The 19,062-nt window shown below is 62.1% G+C and carries 14 protein-coding genes and 1 riboswitch; of the genes, 9 read left to right on the forward strand and 5 right to left on the reverse strand.

Annotated features, from left to right (window positions below):
• The first annotated feature begins 100 nt into the window (after positions 1-100).
• From ACXYMP_RS05300 to ACXYMP_RS05315, 4 genes are read left to right on the forward strand one after another with little or no spacing between them, the layout of a single operon-like run.
• On the forward strand, positions 101-1,105 hold the full coding sequence (locus ACXYMP_RS05300; protein ID WP_458904773.1) for an AAA family ATPase: 1,005 nt from the start codon (positions 101-103) through the stop codon (positions 1,103-1,105).
• Complete coding sequence (locus ACXYMP_RS05305; RefSeq protein WP_298567816.1) at positions 1,102-1,962, forward strand: DUF58 domain-containing protein; 861 nt, start codon at positions 1,102-1,104, stop codon at positions 1,960-1,962. Before ACXYMP_RS05300 ends, ACXYMP_RS05305 begins: the two co-directional genes overlap by 4 nt.
• On the forward strand, positions 1,959-4,742 hold the full coding sequence (locus tag ACXYMP_RS05310; protein ID WP_298567813.1) for a DUF4159 domain-containing protein: 2,784 nt from the start codon (positions 1,959-1,961) through the stop codon (positions 4,740-4,742). The genes ACXYMP_RS05305 and ACXYMP_RS05310 overlap by 4 nt, the downstream gene beginning before the upstream one ends.
• Positions 4,739-6,847, forward strand: coding sequence for a hypothetical protein (locus tag ACXYMP_RS05315; protein WP_458904776.1), 2,109 nt, complete (start codon positions 4,739-4,741; stop codon positions 6,845-6,847). Before ACXYMP_RS05310 ends, ACXYMP_RS05315 begins: the two co-directional genes overlap by 4 nt.
• Positions 6,848-6,850: 3 nt before the next feature.
• Here ACXYMP_RS05315 and ACXYMP_RS05320 read toward each other — a convergent pair whose 3' ends face one another.
• A complete protein-coding gene (locus ACXYMP_RS05320; RefSeq protein ID WP_298567808.1) occupies positions 6,851-7,552 on the reverse strand; it encodes a DUF599 domain-containing protein in 702 nt (233 codons plus the stop codon).
• A gap of 88 nt (positions 7,553-7,640) precedes the next feature.
• On the opposite strand from ACXYMP_RS05320, the gene ACXYMP_RS05325 reads away from it, so the two are divergent.
• From ACXYMP_RS05325 to ACXYMP_RS05345, 5 genes are all read left to right on the forward strand, one after another.
• Positions 7,641-9,074, forward strand: coding sequence for an FAD-linked oxidase C-terminal domain-containing protein (locus tag ACXYMP_RS05325; RefSeq protein ID WP_458904778.1), 1,434 nt, complete (start codon positions 7,641-7,643; stop codon positions 9,072-9,074).
• Positions 9,071-10,195, forward strand: coding sequence for a glycolate oxidase subunit GlcE (glcE, locus tag ACXYMP_RS05330; protein ID WP_458904780.1), 1,125 nt, complete (start codon positions 9,071-9,073; stop codon positions 10,193-10,195). The genes ACXYMP_RS05325 and glcE overlap by 4 nt, the downstream gene beginning before the upstream one ends.
• A gap of 1 nt (position 10,196) precedes the next feature.
• Positions 10,197-11,477 (forward strand): glycolate oxidase subunit GlcF, encoded by a 1,281-nt coding sequence (gene glcF / locus ACXYMP_RS05335; RefSeq protein WP_298567800.1) that lies wholly within the window; start codon positions 10,197-10,199, stop codon positions 11,475-11,477.
• Positions 11,478-11,566: 89 nt separating this feature from the next.
• Entirely contained in the window at positions 11,567-12,391 is an 825-nt protein-coding gene (locus ACXYMP_RS05340; RefSeq protein ID WP_298567797.1) for a trypsin-like serine peptidase, read from the forward strand.
• Between the two features lie 118 nt (positions 12,392-12,509).
• Positions 12,510-12,962: an Hsp20 family protein gene (locus ACXYMP_RS05345; protein WP_298567794.1), complete on the forward strand. Its 453-nt coding sequence runs from the start codon at positions 12,510-12,512 to the stop codon at positions 12,960-12,962.
• A 64-nt stretch (positions 12,963-13,026) separates the two neighbouring features.
• Here ACXYMP_RS05345 and ACXYMP_RS05350 read toward each other — a convergent pair whose 3' ends face one another.
• From ACXYMP_RS05350 to ACXYMP_RS05365, 4 genes are all read right to left on the reverse strand, one after another.
• A complete protein-coding gene (locus tag ACXYMP_RS05350; protein ID WP_458904783.1) occupies positions 13,027-15,228 on the reverse strand; it encodes a glycosyltransferase family 2 protein in 2,202 nt (733 codons plus the stop codon).
• 117 nt (positions 15,229-15,345) lie between these two features.
• On the reverse strand, positions 15,346-16,230 hold the full coding sequence (locus ACXYMP_RS05355) for a DMT family transporter (protein WP_458904785.1): 885 nt from the start codon (positions 16,228-16,230) through the stop codon (positions 15,346-15,348).
• A 73-nt stretch (positions 16,231-16,303) separates the two neighbouring features.
• Positions 16,304-16,444: riboswitch (FMN riboswitch) on the reverse strand.
• Positions 16,445-16,505: 61 nt separating this feature from the next.
• Positions 16,506-18,470, reverse strand: coding sequence for a vWA domain-containing protein (locus ACXYMP_RS05360; RefSeq protein WP_458904787.1), 1,965 nt, complete (start codon positions 18,468-18,470; stop codon positions 16,506-16,508).
• Positions 18,467-19,006: an RNA polymerase sigma factor gene (locus ACXYMP_RS05365; protein WP_298567782.1), complete on the reverse strand. Its 540-nt coding sequence runs from the start codon at positions 19,004-19,006 to the stop codon at positions 18,467-18,469. The genes ACXYMP_RS05360 and ACXYMP_RS05365 overlap by 4 nt, the downstream gene beginning before the upstream one ends.
• Between the last annotated feature and the right edge of the window lie 56 nt (positions 19,007-19,062).

Raw genomic sequence — 19,062 nt, forward strand, 5'->3', positions numbered from 1 at the left:
GCTTTTTCCGGCGATTTCCCGTCACTTGGCGCTTTTGTCATTTGTTCCCCCGACGCGTTTGGCCTTTAATGAAATGTAATAGCGGAGCGGAGGAATATCCATGACCAACGAAGCCCTTTTGGACGAGATCGAAGCCCTCGGCGGCACGCTTGCCCGCGCGAAAGAGATGATTGCCCGCCGGATCATCGGGCAAGATCAGGTGGTTGATCTGACCCTGTCCGCTTTGCTGGCCGGCGGTCACGCGCTGCTGATTGGCCTGCCGGGCTTGGGCAAAACGCGGCTGGTGGAAACCTTGTCCACCGTGATGGGGCTGCGTGAGGGGCGCATCCAGTTTACACCTGACTTGATGCCATCAGACATTCTTGGGGCGGAAGTGCTGGAAGAAAGCGCAGATGGCGCGCGGTCGTTCCGGTTCCTCAAAGGCCCGATCTTCTGCCAGCTTCTTTTGGCGGACGAGATCAACCGCGCAAGCCCCCGCACCCAGTCCGCGCTGTTGCAAGCGATGCAGGAACATCAGGTTTCAGTCGCCGGGCAGACCCATGAACTGGGCACGCCGTTCCATGTGCTGGCCACGCAAAACCCGCTGGAGCAGGAAGGCACCTATCCGCTGCCAGAGGCGCAGTTGGACCGCTTCTTGTTGCAGGTCGATGTGGAATACCCCGACCGGGATGCAGAACGTGATATCCTGCTGGCTACGACCGGCACCGATGAGGCGCAGGCGGAACCGGTATTCACCGGCGCTGAATTGCTTGCAGCGCAATCGTTGCTGCGTCGGATGCCAGTGGGCGAAAGCGTGGTTGAAGCAATCCTTGACCTCGTGCGCGCCTGTCGTCCTGACGATGACACCGCCCCCCAGATCGTGCGCGACGCGGTCAGCTGGGGGCCGGGACCGCGGGCAGCACAGGCGCTGATGCTTTTGGCGCGGGCACGTGCGCTGATCGACGGGCGGCTTGCGCCGGGCATCGACGATGTGCGCGCCTTGGCCCGCCCCGTTCTGAGCCACCGCATGGCGCTGAGTTACCGGGCGCGCGCGGCCGGCCATACCCTGACCGAAGTAATTGACGCCGTGGTGGAACAGGCCACTAAATCCGTGGCGGCGGCGTGACCGCGCAGCCCATATTACGTAGCCGCGCCGAGGCGCTGGCAGAACGCTTGCCGCCCCTTTTGGCGCAGGCGCGTCATTTGGCGGCAAGCGTCGAACTGGGAGAACATGGTCGCCGCAGGCCAGGTCAGGGGGATGCGTTCTGGCAGTTTCGCCCGGCCCAGCCCGGTGATCCTGCGCACCGTATCGACTGGCGTCGGTCGGCCCGGTCGGATCATCATTATGTGCAGGAGAAAGAATGGCAGGCGGCGCAAAGCGTGCTGTTTTGGGTGGACGCGTCGCCTTCGATGGCGTTTGCATCCTCACCGGATGTGCCCGAAAAAGGCGCGCTGGCGCGTCTGATCGCGATGGCCTTGGCGACCCTTCTGGTGCGCGGCGGCGAACGTGTGGGGTTGGCCACCAACGCGGCCCCGGCCGGGCGCGGAGAGCTCGCCCTGTCGCGCATGGCATCTGCGCTAATCGCGCCTGCGCAGACGACCGGTTTTGCAGACCCGCCGGCCCGGTCGCGTGCGGTGTTTCTGTCGGATTTCCTGGGTGACCTCGATCCTGTGACGAAAGCTGTTGCCAAGTCGGCCGACCGGGGTGTCACCGGCGTTCTGTTCCAGATCCTTGACCCGGTCGAAGAAGCATTTCCCTTCCGTGGCCGTATGGTGTTCGAGGATATGGGTGGCCGGTTGGAACACGACACGCGCGAAGCACGCGACTTGCGCAGCCGGTATCTGGACCGTCTGGCGGCACGCAAGGCGGACCTTGCAGATCTTGCGCGTCGCACGGGTTGGCAATTCCACACCCACCACAGCGGTGATGCGGACAGCGCGGCCCTTTTGTGGCTTTACCACGCGATCGAGGGGCACCGATGATCCTGGGCCTTCCCATCGCATTTGCGACCCCTTGGCTGTTGGCCGCGCTGGTGGCGTTGCCCGTCTTGTGGTGGCTCTTGCGTGCGGTGCCACCTGCGCCGATCCGTCAGATCTTTCCTGCCGTGACGCTGTTGTTGGGGTTAGAGGATCGAGACGCAGAAAGTGAACGCACCCCGTGGTGGCTGCTTTTGTTGCGCATGTTGGCGGTTGCGGCGTTGATCCTTGGGTTTGCCGGGCCGGTCCTGAACCCGGAAGTCCGCCAGGCCCGGTCCGGCCCGCTGTTGATTTTCGTCGATGCGAATTGGGCGTCTGCCGCGGACTGGCCGCAACGGATATCTGCCATCGAAGATCAGTTGGACCAGGCAGGTCAGGCGGGCCGCCCTGTAGCGATCGCCTTGTCACACGCCGTGGCCACAGCCGACGCTGCACCGCCGCAGTGGCAAAGCGCGGGCGATTGGCGGGCGCGACTGCCCGGTTTGTTGCCCGTCGCTTGGAATGCAGACTACGGGTCTGCTCCGGATTGGGTGGCCGGGATCGGGCAAGTCGACACGATTTGGCTGTCCGATGGGCTGGCGCGCGATGGCCGCACCGCGCTTTTGACCGCCTTTGAAGCCGCAGGGCGTGTCGATGTGCTGGAGCCCACCGCGCCGCGCTTGGGTCTGTTGCCCGTGAAGGTCGAAGACGGCGCATTGGTGCTGACCGCACTGCGCAGCCCGGCGATCACGGAACAAAGCATTCAGCTGCAAGGGGTCGGGCCGGACCCGTCGGGGGTTGAGCGCGTCTTGGCCTCGACCATGGTGACCTTCGGGGCAGGGGCAGTGCGTGAAGAGGCGCGCCTTGATCTGCCGTCCGAACTTCGCAACCGGATCACCCGGTTTCAGGTGGAGGATCAACGTGCCTCGGGCGCGATCACCTTGGCCGATGACAGCCTGCGCCGCCGTCGGGTCGCGCTTCTGACCGGTGTTCAGTCGCGCGAAGGGTTGGAGCTGCTGTCGCCGCTGCACTATCTGCGCGAGGCGCTTGTGCCCTCGGCCGAGGTGGTCGAAGCCGATGTGATCAAGACCCTGATCGAAGCCGGCCCGGAAGTGGTGATCCTTCCAGACATTCCCAACTTGGCAGAGCCTGATCAGAAGGCCTTGGCGTCGTGGGTGGCGCAGGGTGGCTTGTTGCTGCGGTTCGCCGGGCCGCGTCTGGCGGCTGCCGACACGGGGCGCGGGGTTGAAGACATCTTGCTACCCGTGCGTTTGCGGTCGGGTGGGCGTGTGGTGGGTGGCGCGATGAGCTGGGGTGCCCCGCGCGCGCTTGCCCCATTCCCTGAAACTTCGCCGTTCTATGGGCTTCGTGTGCCACCTGATGTGACCGTGCGCGCCCAGATTTTGGCCGAACCCAGCCCCGACCTTGCAGACAAGACCCTCGCAACGCTTGCCGATGGCACACCGCTTGTCACACGCAAGGCCTTGGGCAGCGGGCAGGTTGTGTTGTTTCACGTTTCGGCCAATGCGGAATGGTCGTCCTTGGCACTGTCCGGGTTGTTCGTTCAGATGCTTGAACGGCTGGCTGTCTCGACGCCGCCGGGACAGCTTCAGCCCGAGGCGCTGGAGGGTACGCAATGGGTGGCCGCGCGCCTGCTTGATCCGTTTGGCCAGCTGGGGCCGGCGGGCGCGCAAGCAGGTATTCCGGGCCCCGATCTCTTGGCGGGGGCCAGGCGCGAGGTGCCGCCGGGTCTGTATGCCGAAGGGGACCGCCTGTTCGCGGTCAACACTCTGACTGACAACGCCAACCTGTCTGCTGCCGCGTGGCCCGACCGCATTTTGCCCCGATGGCAGGAGGCGCGCGCGTCCCGCGATCTTGCGCCGCTTTTGCTGGCGGCCGCTTTGGGGCTGGGGGTGCTGGATGTGCTGGCCAGCCTGTGGTTGACGGGGCGACTGACAGGTCGGCTCAGGGCGCGACCCGGTGGGCAGGCAGCGGCGGTTCTGGTCGCGCTGTGTCTTGCCACGCCGTCCGAGGGTGTCGCGCAGAGCGATGACGCGGATGCGCTTGCGGGCGCGGTCGAAGCCGCAGCCGTTGTCACGCTGGCCCATGTGCTGACCGGTGACCGCGCCACTGATGACGTTGCGAAGGCAGGCCTGATGGGGCTGTCGGACGAGCTGTTTTCACGCACATCCGTCGAACCAGCGCCGCCCATTGGGGTGGATATCGAAACCGACGCGCTTGCGGTCTTTCCCTTTCTTTACTGGCCGATCACTGACACAACCGCGCTTCCCGGCCCAGAGGCCTATGGTCGCCTGAAACAATATCTGGCGGCGGGAGGCTTTATCCTGTTTGACACGCGCGACGCGGGCTTTGGGGGCGAAAGTCCCGCCGCGCGCCGATTGCGCGCCATTGCGCTTCCGCTTGGGTTGCCACCGCTTGAACCGGTGCCCAGCGACCACGTCCTGACCCGCGCCTTCTATTTGCTCGAGGACTTTCCCGGGCGCGCGCGCGGGCCCGCCTGGGTCGAGGCGGCGCCCCCGAACGCCGAACGCGCAGAAGGGATGCCGTTTCGCAACCTGAACGATGGCGTCAGCCCGGTGGTCATCGGCGGCAACGACTGGGCGGGCGCGTGGGCCATCCGGCCCGACGGGGCGCCAATGTTTCCGGTTGGGCGCGGGCAAGCGGGTGAACGGCAACGCGAGATGGCGATGCGGTTTGGGATCAATCTTGTCATGCATGTTCTGACGGGCAACTACAAATCCGACCAAGTGCATGTGCCGGCGCTGCTGGAAAGGTTGGGCGAATGAATGCTTCAGAGCTGATCTTCTCGCCGGGGCTGCCATGGCCGGCTATCGCGGCACTGGCGGGGCTTGTGGCCTTTGCGCTTGCCTTGGCGATCTGGCGGGGGCTGTCAGGCTGGGCGCTGCGTGCCGCCGCCGCGCTTGCGGTTTTGGTCGCCCTGTCCGGCCCGTCCTTGCAACAAGAAGATCGCGACCCGTTGTCCGATATCCTTCTGGTCGTTGTTGATGACAGCGCCTCGCAGACCTTGTCAGACCGAGAAGCGCAGTCATCTGCGGCGCTTGAGGCGTTGCCGACGCAAGTCGCCGCGCGTGACGGATTGGAACTTTCACTGCGGCGCTTGTCGGAATTTGCAGACATTTCCGCCCCTGACGGCACGCACCTGATGGCGGCTGTGACGGCTGCCCTTGCAGACTTGCCACGCGACCGGGTTGCGGGTGTGGTGGCATTGACCGATGGGGTGATCCATGATCCCGCAAGCGCGCCCAGCCTGCCTGCGCCGTTTCACGCGATGCTGACCGGGCGCGCTCAGGATTGGGACTGGCGCTTATCAGTCATCAAAGCGCCCGCCTTTGCCATCCTTGGCGAAGAAACCGAAATTCACTTAAGGGTCGATGCGTTGGGCGCAGATCCCACCGCGAGCGCGGTCGCTGGCAACGCTTTGGTCGAACTGATGGTGTCGCATGACGGGGGGCCGGCGGAGCCTCTGTTGGCGCGGGTCGGGGAAGACATCGTTTTGCCGCTGACGCTGACCCATGCGGGGCGCAACCTGATCCACGTAACCTTGCCCGCAGCAGACGGAGAGCTGACCGTCCGCAACAATGCCGCCGTGATCGAGGTCAACGGCGTGCGCGACCGACTGCGCGTGCTCTTGGTGTCCGGCACGCCGCATCCCGGCACCCGGACCTGGCGCAACCTTCTGAAATCCGACAGCGCGGTGGACCTCGTGCATTTCACCATCCTGCGCCCGCCGGAAAAACAGGACGGCGTGCCCGTCTATGAACTGAGCCTGATTGCCTTTCCAACTCAGGAACTGTTCGTCGACAAGATCGACGAATTTGACCTGATCATTTTCGACCGATACCGATTACGTGGAATTTTGCCGGGCGGATATCTGGACAGTGTGCGGTCTTACGTTGAACGCGGCGGTGCGGTGCTGGTTTCGGCGGGGCCGGCACTGGCCAGCGCGGACAGCATCGCGCGCTCCAGCCTGTCTGACATCCTGCCGGCCCTGCCAACCGGGCGCCTTGTCGAAGCGCCTTTCCGTCCCAAGGTGACCGATGCAGGACAACGCCACCCCGTCACCCGCGATTTGCAGGACGACGTACCCGAAGGCGGCTGGGGTCCATGGTTGCGCTGGGTTGAGCTTGACCCCAAGTCGGGGCACGCGATCCTGTCTGGCCCCGACGACGGCGCGCTGTTGACCGTCGACCGCGTGGCCGAGGGCCGGGTGGCGCTTCTGGCCTCTGACCACGCGTGGCTGTGGGCGCGCGGCTTTGAAGGCGGCGGCCCCCAGCTTGAACTGTTGCGCCGGTTGGCCCACTGGTTGATGCGCGAACCCGAACTAGAGGAAGAGGCGCTTTTGGCCGAAGCGACCGAGGCGGGGCTGCTGATCACCCGGCGCACGATGATGGACACGCTGCCCGAGGCCACCGTGACATCACCTGACGGCACGACAGCGGCGTTGCGGCTTGATGAAACTGGCCCGGGCAGGTTCTCTGCCGATCTTGGGACGTCCGAGAATGGCCTGTTTCGTGTGACGCAGGGCGATCTGGCCACTGTGGTGGTGCGCGGCGTGGCTGCGGCGCGCGAATTTGCCCAGCCGATTGCCGATCCGGCAGGCGTCGCGCCCCTGACAAATGCCACTGGCGGCACCGTCGCCCGGATCGAAGACGGATTGCCCGCTCTGCGCCCGGTGCGGGTTGGACAGGTCGCGCATGGGCGTGGCTGGATCGGCTACACGCCGCGCGATGCCTATGTGACGCAGGCGATCCGCGTCATACCGCTGGCCCCACCTTGGCTGATGCTGGCGCTTGCGGCCCTGACCCTGATCGGTGCATGGCTTGTTGAGGGGCGCGGCGGCGTGCGTCAGCCTGCGAAACGCCAGACCTAAGAACTACGCCTCATCCGGCTGCATCAAAACAGCGCGGGAATGGGACGCAAATTCGCGTCGCCACAAAACAATGACGGTCAGCAACGTCGCCGCGATCAGGGGGACGGGCCCAAGCAACCACGCCAGTGACCCCATCGCAAAATAGACCGAGCGCAAGCCGCGATTGAAACTGCGCGCGGCCGAGATGTTGATGTCGCCTGCCTTGCGGGCGCGGGGCAGGGCGGTCGGGTCGCTTGGATCAACGGACACCGAGGCCATAACCACGGCGCAATAGCCAAACAGGCGATGCGACCAGACGAAACTCAGAAACGCATTGGCCAGAAACAGAACGACCAGCAGGATCTTGACCTCCCACACCAGCTCTGGCGCGCTGGCAAGGGTCAGGTCGTGTGCGACCCCGCGCAACCGATCTGTATTGCCCAACAACGCCATACCGCCGCCAATAGCGATCATTGATGCCGAGGCGAAGAAGCTGGCACCCTGACGCAGCGTGGACAGGATTGCGCTGTCAAAGATGCGTGGATCGCGGTCGACAAATTGCACCATCCAATCGCGCCGATATTGCGCCATAAGCCGCGAGACCGAGGGGCGATTGGGCGAGGCATGCTCAATCCGCCAGCCGATCAAGCTCCAGGCCAGGATGATCAGGCAGACAGCGGTGCCGTCCATCAACGAAAACAGTGAAAGGCGTTCGGTCAAAGACATGAGCGCACGCTATGCGCATTCCTTTCGGTTGCCAAATCGGAAAATTGGTAATATCTTTTTACCAATTGTCGAAAGTGGAGGGATTCCGATGCAGATGCCGACCCCAAACGCCGCGATCCTTGACCGCAAGGACCAGATTGTGAAGCGTCTGCAATTGGTGCTGTCAGACGGGGCGGTCGTGCATGACCCAATCCAGACCCGTGCTTACGAATGCGACGCACTGACAGCGTATAAATGCCCGCCGCTTTGCGCGGTGTTGCCTGCAACCACGGCGGAAGTCTCGGCCGTCATGCGCGTCTGCCACGAAGAAGGCGTGCCAGTTGTGCCGCGCGGGGCAGGCACATCGCTGGCCGGTGGCGCATTGCCCACAGCAGACAGCGTGATCCTTGGGGTCGCGCGGCTGAACGATGTGCTGGAAACCGACTATGCCAACCGGATCATCCGGGTGCAGTCAGGGCGCACCAACCTGTCCGTCACAGGTGCGGTTGAGGAAGAAGGGTTCTTTTATGCCCCCGATCCGTCCTCGCAACTGGCTTGCGCGATTGCGGGCAACATCGCAATGAACTCGGGCGGCGCGCATTGCCTGAAATACGGCGTGACAACCAACAACCTGATGGGCGTGACGATGGTCATGGCCGATGGCGAGGTCGTGGAAATCGGCGGCGCGCATCTGGATGCGGGCGGGTTGGACCTGTTGGGACTGATCTGTGGGTCCGAGGGCCAATTGGGCATCGTGACCGAGGCGACCCTGCGCATCCTTGCCAAGCCTGAAGGCGCACGTCCGGTCTTGGTTGGCTTTGACAGCAACGAAGTCGCGGGCGCCTGTGTCTCTGACATCATCAAATCCGGCATCCTGCCCGTCGCAATCGAATTCATGGACCGCCCCTGCATCCGCGCCACCGAGGCATTTGCAGGCGCAGGATATCCCGACTGTGAAGCGCTTTTGATCATCGAGGTCGAAGGCTCGGACGCTGAAATTGATGACCAATTGGCGCGCATCGTGAAGATCGCGCGAACGCACAACCCGGTGGAACTGCGTGAAAGCACCTCGGCTGAGGAAAGCGCGAAAATCTGGCTGGGGCGCAAGTCCGCGTTCGGCGCCATGGGGCAGATCAACGACTATATGTGTCTGGACGGCACAATTCCGGTGTCGGAACTGCCTTTGGTGCTGCGCCGCATCGGCGAGATGTCAAAGGACTACGGGCTGGACGTTGGCAACGTGTTTCACGCGGGCGACGGCAACATGCACCCACTGATCCTGTTTGATGCCAACAAACCCGGCGATCTTGAGAAATGCGAGGCGTTCGGGGCCGATATTCTGAAGCTCTGTGTCGAGGTCGGCGGATGCCTTACAGGCGAGCATGGGGTCGGAGTTGAAAAAAGGGACTTGATGGTTTCGCAATACAACCAAACGGATCTTGAGATCCAATTGGCCGTCAAGGATGTGTTCGATCCCGCATGGCTTTTGAACCCCGCCAAGGTGTTTCCCTTGGCCAGCACGGAAACAAGGCGCGCATCATGACCCTGACCACTGAAGCAGACCTGGCCGAGGCGATTGTCGCGGCCAATGGCCCCTTGCGCGTCCAAGGCGGTGGCACCCGCGATATCGGCGCGCCGGTTGATGGGGCAGAGCTTTCGACACGCGGCCTGACCGGCGTCACCCTTTACGAACCCGGCGCGCTGACGTTGGTGGCGCGCGCCGGAACGCCGCTGTCTGAAATTGAAACGCTGCTCGCCGCCGAAGGCCAGCGGCTTGCCTTTGAACCGGGCGACATGCGCGCTTTGCTGGGCACCAAGGGCGCGTCCACCATCGGCGGTGTGATCGCCACGAATGCCTCTGGCCCGCGGCGTATTCAGGTCGGGGCGGCCCGTGATTTCTGCCTTGGTGTGCGATTTGTCGACGGGCAGGGGCAGGTTTTGAAAAACGGTGGGCGCGTGATGAAGAACGTGACCGGCTATGACCTCGTGAAGCTGATGACCGGAAGCTGGGGCACGTTGGGCGTGTTGACCGAGGTCAGCCTGAAAGTGCTCGCCATTCCTGAAACCGAGGCAACGCTGGTCTGCGAGGGTCAATCGGCTGAAACTGCCGTGACCTCGATGGCGGCAGCCCTAGGGTCGCCGTTCGACGTGACCGGTGCTGCGCAGATGAACGGGCAGACGATGATCCGGCTTGAGGGCTTGGAACAATCGGTTGCCTATCGCGCCAAAGCCCTGCAAGACGGCGTGCTGAATGGCTTCGATGTGGTCGAGGGCGCGGCGTCCGCGGCCCTTTGGTCCGACCTGCGCGACGTCACACCCTTCGCTGGCAAAGACGGCGCGGTCTGGCGCATTTCGGTCAAACCCTCCGATGGCCCAGCGCTTGTCCGTGAACTGGGTGCGTTGTCGCCCGATGCGATCTTTGACTGGGGCGGCGGGCTGGTCTGGCTGCGCGTCGCGGACGAAGGCGATGCGGGGGCCAAGATGATCCGCGACGATCTGAGCCATATCGGCGGTCATGCGACGCTGATCCGCGCCAGTGCCGCAACGCGCGCATCGGTGCCTGTGTTCCACCCGGAACACGCACCAATCGCGGCGCTCACCCAAGGCCTGCGTGCGAAGTTTGACCCGCGCGGCATTCTAAACCCCGGCCTGATGGGAGCCTGACATGCAAACGCATTTCACTGACGAACAGCTCAAGGACCCCGCGATCAAGCGCGCCAACGAAATCCTGCGCTCTTGTGTGCATTGCGGGTTCTGCACCGCGACCTGCCCCAGCTATCAGGTGCTGGGCGACGAGCTCGACAGCCCGCGCGGCCGCATCTACCTGATCAAGGATATGCTGGAGGCCGGACGCCCCGCCGACAAGAAAACGGTCGAGCATGTGGACAAGTGCTTGTCCTGTCTTGCCTGCATGTCGACCTGTCCGTCTGGTGTGCATTACATGCATCTGATCGACCACGCCCGCGCGCATATCGAAAAGACCTATAAACGTCCGCTGTTTGACCGGATGCTGCGCTGGACGCTGGCACAGATCATCCCCTATCCGGGCCGGTTCCGATTGGCGATGCAGGCTGCGCGCCTTGGTCGCCCGCTGCGAAAATTCATGCCCGACCCGCGTCTGGAAGCGATGCTGGAAATGGCACCGCCCAAGCTGCCCAAACCCAGCCCGAATGACAAACCGCAAACCTTTCCGGCCAAAGGCGAGCGCAAGAAGCGCGTGGCGCTGCTGACCGGTTGCGCACAGAAGGCGCTGGACACCGACATCAACGACGCGACCATCCGGCTGCTGACCCGGTTGGGGTGCGAGGTTGTTGTGGCCAAGGGCATGGGCTGCTGCGGCGCGCTGACCCATCACATGGGCAAGGAGCATGAAAGCCACGCCCAAGCCGGTGCCAATATCAACGCTTGGATGCACGAAAAGAACGACGCGGGGCTGGACGCGATCGTGATCAACACCTCGGGCTGTGGCACGACGGTGAAGGATTACGGGCACATGTTCCGCAATGATGCGCTGGCGGAACATGCCGCGACGGTGTCGGCGATGGCGATGGATGTCAGCGAGCTTCTGATGACGCTGGACCTGCCCGAGACACAAATGAACAAGCGTGTGGCCTATCATTCGGCCTGCAGCCTTCAACACGGCCAACAGGTCAAGACACACCCCAAAACCCTGCTGAAACGGGCGGGGTTCGAGGTGGTGGAACCGGTCGATGCTCACCTGTGTTGTGGCTCTGCCGGGACCTACAACCTGATGCAGCCCGCAATCTCGCAAGAACTGAAACGCCGCAAGGTCACCAATCTGGAGGCTAAAACACCCGAGATCATCGCGGCCGGCAATATCGGCTGCATGATGCAGATCGGGTCGGGCACAGGTATTCCCGTCGTCCACACCGTCGAGTTGCTCGATTGGGCAACCGGAGGGCCACAGCCGCGTAAATTGGCCTGACGGTTGCCATTTTTTCTTTCTCATGCCCATATTTTCGCCCTAAACATATGGTGAGAGGGTGGAGTAACCGCCCCGTCAGAGGCAGAGAAATGAGAAAAATAATCGCATTGATGGCGGTGGGTCTTTGGCTTGCCAGCCCGTTGGTCGCATCAGACCCGTCGCCGCTACGGTCGTTGATGACGGGCGATGACAGTCGTGGCTGGGAAGGTGTCGGCCGTTTGAATATCGGAGGCGCCCTGTGCACAGGCGCGATGATCGCGGACAATCTTGTCCTGACCGCCGCGCATTGCATGTTCGACAGGGACACTGGTCAACGCTATGGCCCTGAAGATGTCGAGTTTCTGGCTGGATGGCGCAACGGGCGGGCATCGGCCTATCGCGGCGCGCGGCGCGTGATCGTCCATCCCGATTTTACCTTCACTGCAGACGACAAGGCGGCGCGGGTGGTCAACGATCTGGCGTTGCTCGAACTGGATCAACCGATCCGGAAAAGCTCGGTCAAGCCGTTTGCCACCTTTACCCGCCCGCGCAAAGGCGCCGAGGTGGGCGTCGTTTCATATGCGCATGACCGCTCGGAAAGCCCGGCACTACAGGAAATGTGCAAAGTGCTGGCACGCCAAAGCGGCGCGTTGGTTCTAAGCTGCTCGGTCGATTTCGGGTCCTCTGGGGCGCCGGTGTTCGTTGTGCAGGACGGGCGCCCGCATATCGTGTCGGTCATTTCGGCCAAGGCGATGGTGCGTGACATTCCGGTGTCGCTGGGAACAAATCTTGAACGCCCACTGGCCGAGATGATGGAAATGCTGGCGGCAGGTGATGGCGTGTTTAGCCGCGTCCTGCCGGTGGCGCGCCCGTCGGTAAAAAGTCCGGGCATCGGTGCGGCCGGACCGGGTGGGGCAAAATTCCTGCGTCCATGACCCCTTGAAGGGGCAAAAATCCTCCATAAATTAGTGATGCGGGTGCCGCATGGGCGGGCCCGTTTCCCTGCCTGTCCCAATGGGAAGGCGTAACTCATGTCGCTTCTAGGAGGACACCATGCGTAACTTTGACCTTTCGCCCCTATACCGTGCCACTGTCGGGTTTGACCAGATCGCCGACTTGATGGATCGGGTGCTGACAAATGACGTGAGCCGCGAAAGCTATCCCCCTTACAACATTGAAAAAACCGATGAAGATGGCTGGCGCATCTCGATCGCTGTTGCAGGCTTTTCCGACGAAGACCTGACGGTCGAAGTCCGCGAAAACGCCCTGATTGTCGCTGCGAAAAAGGCGAACGAGGAAGAGCGGACCTATCTGCATCGCGGGATCGCAACGCGCGCGTTCGAACGCCGCTTCCATCTTGCCGATCATGTGCGTGTAACCAATGCAAGCCATGAACACGGAATGCTGCATATCGACCTTGTGCGCGAAGTGCCCGAAGCGCTAAAACCGCGCCGGATCGAGATTGCCTCATCCAAGGATCTGGACGGCAAAATGATCGAGGCGTAACCCAACCGCCTTCGACACCACGACGGGCGCAGCAATCTGCGCCCGTTTTTTCACCTGCCCCGGATCAGATATTCAAGTTCGGCAACACCCGTCGCAAGATACCCTTGGCGATGCGCTGTGCAGTCCATTTCTGCGGCGCTTGACCGTCATCGGTCGGCAGGGCTGCGGCCCAGGTTGCGCTTTGCATCATCGCTTGGATGTAGCGTTCAGGAATATCTATCGCGCCCGAGGCCGGTGCGTTCGCGATGTCAGCCTTCCAATCAGGTGCGGCGTGGGTATAGCCACGATCCGCGGCGAATTCAGCGCTTTCGGCCATAAACGTATTCACGATCTTTTGCCGGGCGTCAGGCGTCAGCAGGATGTCATGCTGGTCAGTCGGCGTGACCATTCCAGAGAAGGCCTGAAGTGTCGCTTGCCGCGTCGCCAGATTTGGCTGCAGCAGCGTGACAAGGCGGGCGATCTCGACTTGGGCGTTGCAGGGCGACGGATAACGCCCATGGTCGTGCTGAACCAGCGACGCGGCCAAGCCAGCGTCGCATCCACACAGGGCCAAAACCTGTTCAACCAGCGGTTTTTGGGTCAATTCGTCGAAATTTCCCAACCGCACCTTGTGTCCGGTCCGTGCCTCGAAACCGCCAAACAGATGAGGCAGCGACAAAATGCGTTCGTTGTTCAGCGCAAATTCGTCGATGGATTGATAAGAAGCCATCGCGCCATTGCCGGCGATCTCGCGGAAATACCGGTCGATCCAGATATCCGGCCTGCGGACCATCGCGAACACATGCGCGTTGCCGGGCGATAGCTTGATCATCGCAAGCAGTCGGTCGAATGTCGCGGTCCGATGGTCCTCATCGCTCAGCGGTGCGCTCAGGTTTTCGGCCGAGATTAATACCTTTTTGCAGCCTGACGCCCTGATCTCGGCACGCAGACGGTCAAACATCTCCGGGTCGTTATTGACCGCCCATAGCAAGGCCTGATGCCCCGGCAGCCCACCCGGGCGCACCGGATAGACCCCATCGGGAAAACCCAACCCGGTCGTCGGGAAAAGAAGTCCGTTCTTGGCGAGCTGTTCACGGTTATCGCGCAGCATGTTTTGGATAAAGGTGCTGCCGGTCTTGTGCAGACCAACGTGAAAATGGAACTCAACCCCTTCCATATAAGGGTCGGTGCGGCCCGTCTCGATTGCCGGTGCAGGTGGCTTGGCGGGGAGATTGTTGAACGCATCATAGATGCGCCGCAAGGTCACGTTGTCGCCTTTGATCGCGCTTTCGATCGACAACAGGAAATCCGCCGTGGACATCCGGTTTGGGCCCGTGCGTCGGGCATGCCGGATATCTGCTTTAAGGCAGTCACCAAGCTCTTCCTTTGTGAAGTCATATTTGCTCAGAATGCGCAGCAATGCGTCATGCACCTTTGCATCGGGACCAGCGATATCGCCGAACGCATGTTCGAACGGGCTGGAGGTCGATTGCGTCAGGGTATGCAACCATATCCGCACGAATTCGCGCACGCCGAAGCCTCGCAAGCCTTCAACGGAAAGCCAATGGTCGATACATTTTTCAAAGGCTTTCAGCTTCAGCAATGAATCCGCCACGCTGTTGGGCGACGTGGTGATCGAGCTTTCGCGCCTGCGCCATACACGCACCGGTTTTGCCATTTTGACCAAGGATTGCGCGTGACTGATGGCATTCACAACGAAAAGGCGATCTTCGAATATTCGCTGCTCGACGTCAAAACGCAGGTCGGCACGGGTCAGAAACTCGCGTTTGTAAAGCGATGACCAGCTTGAAAAGATGCCAAAACCTGCCTCTGGCACCTGACGGCCGACGGCAAAAACAGCCGTAGCATTGTTCTGTGCGTCCGCGACGCAGACCTGTGCCTGGGCCGCGTTGGAGCCATTGCGCACCGCCAGACCATGGATCATGTCTGCGTTTGTTTTTTCGGCAGTATCGAACTGCGCTTTCAAGCCAAGCGGAAGATAGTAATCGTCGCTGTCCAGAAACCCGACCCACTTGCCCTCAGCATGTTTGATCCCGGTGTTTCGCGCTTGGGACAGGCCTGCATTTGCTGCGTGGTGCACCACTTTCACCTGCGTGGGAAAGTTCTGCTTTTCAAAGAATGTCTGGTCAAATTGTTCCGGGTTGTCATTGACGATGATGACCTCAAGATCGTCGATGCGCTGGCTCAACACCGACGCCACGCCAAGGTCAAGAAACGCGACTTCGTTATAGAACGGCATGACGATGGTCAGGGATGGCTTGGTCATGTTCTGCCTTCTTTCGCACAATCATCAATGGCGAGCTTCCCCCGCTCATACTGAGTGGCGCTTTCCAAGGTCAACCCGTTTTCTGGCAGCGCCTGCGCCCGAAGGCGCAGGACCAGACTACACCACCACCGTGGTTCGACGCTCCTGTTCCAGAAGGTAAAAGCTGGCGGCCAGAATGATCGCCGTGCCCAACCACATGGATCCGGTCGGTAGGAAGCCGAACACTACAAAGCCAAGCAACACGTTGAACACCAGTTTCAGGTGGTCGAACGGTTGCAGGAAGGCCGCGTCGGCCAGCGAATAGGCGCGCACCAACACATGTTGCGCCAAGGCAGTCAGCAGTCCCGCGCCGACCACCAACCAGATCGCGCCAGTCGGCAGGGTGAAACCTGTGCCAAGGGCCAAAGCAGCGTTGATCGGGCTGAGCAGCACCAGCAGATAGATGGTCACGGTTTCCGGCCCATCGGCGCGGGTCAGAAACTTCGTGACGACCGAGCTTGCGGCCCACAAAGCCGCCGCGCCAACCGGCAGAAGGGCGACAAGCTCGAACCTGTCGGACCAGGGTTCAAGGATCACGGCACCACCGATGATACCCAGAACGACCGCGCCCCAGCGATGGACCGACACGGTTTCGCGCAGGACCAGCCCCGCGCCAAGGGTCACGAAAAACGGTGACAGCAGGATCAGCGCGATGGCCTGCCAGATTGGCACATGCGCCAGCCCCAGCGTCCAAAGCTGCACGCCCCCGGCGGCCAGTGCCACGCGCAGGATATGCAGCCAGACCTGCCCGGTTTTCATCGCCGCCGCGCGGTGACGAAACACCCACGGCAGGTAGAAACCCAATGCGATCAGATATTGCCAGAAGGTGACCGAGGGCGCGGACGCCCCCACCTTCATCGTAGCCCCTTGCAGGGCCGTGTTCACGACGGCGAAACTCGCGCCTGCCAGAACCATAAGACCCGCCGCCTTGACGGGCGTGGTCAGTGTCAGTTGATGAGCCATTGCGCAGTGTCCTTTCTTCCTTACGCGTTGACCCAAGGCAGAAGGACAAGGCGCGCGTTATCCGCGCACCTCAGACCATCCTCTTCCATCCGGACTTTAACCGTCGGCCCCGGAATTTCACCGGATCTGCTGACCCAAGCGTTTCGTTAGAAACGCAAGGCGCTCGTGGGCTTTGACCACCGGTGGGGAGTTTCACCCCGCCCTGAGAATGTCGCCACCCCGGCAGGGGCAGCGACACGGAAGATAGGAGCGGGATGGTGTGCGGTCAAGCGCAGTTACTTCGACAAACTTTCCGCCAGACGCATCAGCGTGACCGCCTCGGCGCGGTAGCCGTATGGGTCGTCGCCCTTGGCCCCATTGGCCAACGCGATGGCGTCACCATAGCTCCAGTCGCCAAGATATTTGTCCTCGCGCAGCAACTGGCCGAAGCCTGCGATGGCGGCGGCGAAGTGCTGTTCGGTGCCCGCATCGCCTGCGTCGGACATGATCGGCGTCTCGATCAACGTGCTGATATCCTCGCCGGGGCGTTTGTAGCGCAGTTTGAGGAAGCCAAGCTCGTCCGACCCATCCGCGTCAGGGCTTGGGGCATAGCGCAGCGCGTCGGTCAAAACGGCGTCCGAGCCCACCGGCGTCACCTCATAGATCGCTGTGACCTGATGACCCGCGCCAATCTCGCCCGCGTCCACCTTGTCGTTGTTGAAATCCTCGCGCGCCAAGGCGCGGGTTTCATAGCCGATCAGACGGTATTCCGCGACCTGGGTGGGGTTGAACTCTACTTGTATTTTTACGTCATCGGCAAGGGGGTAGAGCGCGCCGGACAGCTGGTCGACCAGCACTTTTCGCGCTTCTCCCAGCGTGTCAATGTATGCGGCCTGCCCATTTCCGTTCTGCGCAAGTGCCTGCATCGTCACGTCATCCAGATTGCCGCGCCCGAAGCCGAGAATGGACAGATAAGTGCCGGTGTCGCGTTTCTTGGCGATGAAATCTTTCAAAGTGTCAGGGTCATGAATGCCCACGTTGAAATCACCGTCCGTGGCCAGCAGCACCCGGCCAATTTCGCCGTCAGCGGCCATGCGGTCCGCAACCTGATAGGCCAGTTCGATTCCTTGCGCACCTGCCGTCGATCCACCGGCGTCCAGCCGGTCCAACGCGCCCAGAATGGTGGCGCGATCCGCGGCTTTGGTGGGTTCCAGAACTTCGCCCGCGCTGCCTGCATAGGCGACGATGGCGACCTCATCTTCGGGTCGCAGCTCGGACAGCATCAGCCGCAGGCTTTGCTTCAGAAGCGGCAGCTTGTCGGGGTCCGACATCGACCCGGACGTGTCAATGAGGAACACAAGGTTCAGCGGCGGGCGGTCGGTGATCATCTCGCCCTGAATACCGATTTGCACTAGCTGAGTGCCCGCGTTCCAAGGCGTTTGCATCGTCGTAACGGTCGGGGCGAACGGATGCGGCCCTTCGGGCGCGGGGTATGCGTAGGGGAAATAGTTCACCATCTCCTCAATCCGCACCGCGTCCGGGTTGGGCAGATAGCCGGATTTCAGGTCACGCCGCACCACCGCATAGCTTGCCGTGTCCACGTCGATCGAGAAGGTCGAAACCGGGTCCTCGGTCGTGATTTTCAGGGGCGAGGGGGCCTCGTTCGCGTATTCTTCACCGCCTGCTTCCCGTGGCATGGGTAGGATGCCCGGCATTTCGTCATAGGTGATGTAACCGTCGCTGTCTGCAAAGGACGATCCGTCGGCTTCCATCAACGGTTCGGCAACAACGGAAGGGGCGGCTTGCCCGGTCTGCGCGCGCAATTCAGCCGTGGTGTCAGACCGAGACCGCGCGGGTTGCTGTGCGACTTTTCCCAACGGCTTGGGGGCGGGCGGCGCGTTTACCTTTTCGCGTTCAGCCAGCACCTCTTCGACTGTGGGTGTCGGGGTCATTGTCACCCTCGGCAGTTCCACCTGATCCACATTCGGCATCACCACCAGCACGGCAAAGCCCACCGCCACCAGCGCGGTTGTCGCAGCCAACCCGCCGCGTGTGTTCAAAGCATTCAGCATTTTCGATACTCCTTTTCCAAGCGCCCCGAATTTCGGAGCGTCAGAAGTAGGACGCGCGCCGTCACGCGATCCTTGGAGGTCATCGAAATTTTTCATCGCAAGCGCCAGATCGGCCTCTTTCTTCGAGGCGTCCGGGGCAGGTGGGGCCGCGTGCAGGGCGGCCTTCAGATCGTCAAGATCGTCGGTCATATCGCGTCCTCCTCAGCCCGCATGGCACGCAGGCGTTTCTTTACTTCGGACATACGCCAGGCGACTGTGCCTTCGGACAGGCCCAGAATGTCGCCGGCTTGTGCCTGTGTCAGTTCCTCGCCCAGCACCAGCGCCACGGTGTCGCGCAATTCGTCGGGCAGGGCGGTCATGGCCTGGGTCAGCCAATCTTGCGCCTCGGCCTCTTCACGGATCGCCTCGCGCCGGTTCACTTCCCAATCGCCCCAGCCATCCGCAGCCTTTGCGTGGGTTGCGGCACGGCGTCGGCGGTCATGGGCGGCGTTAACGGCGACGCGGTAGAGCCATGTTGTAAACCGCGCCTCCGCCCGGAAACCTTGCAGCTTGGCAGGCAGGGCGGCGCAGATATCTTGCGTCAGATCCTCGGCCTCCGCCCGGTTTCCCGTCATCCGAAACGTAAACGCGAACAGCCGGTCATAATGGCGTGACAGCAAGGCCGCGAAGGCGGCCCTGTCCCCTGTCGCCGCCGCCGCGGCCAGTTCCTCGTCCTGATCGGTCATCATCTTCACATAGAGTAAGACGCGGGTGAAACGTCAATCCTTGGCGTGAAAATGAA

It is taken from the genome of Aliiroseovarius sp. CAU 1755 (assembly GCF_054482655.1).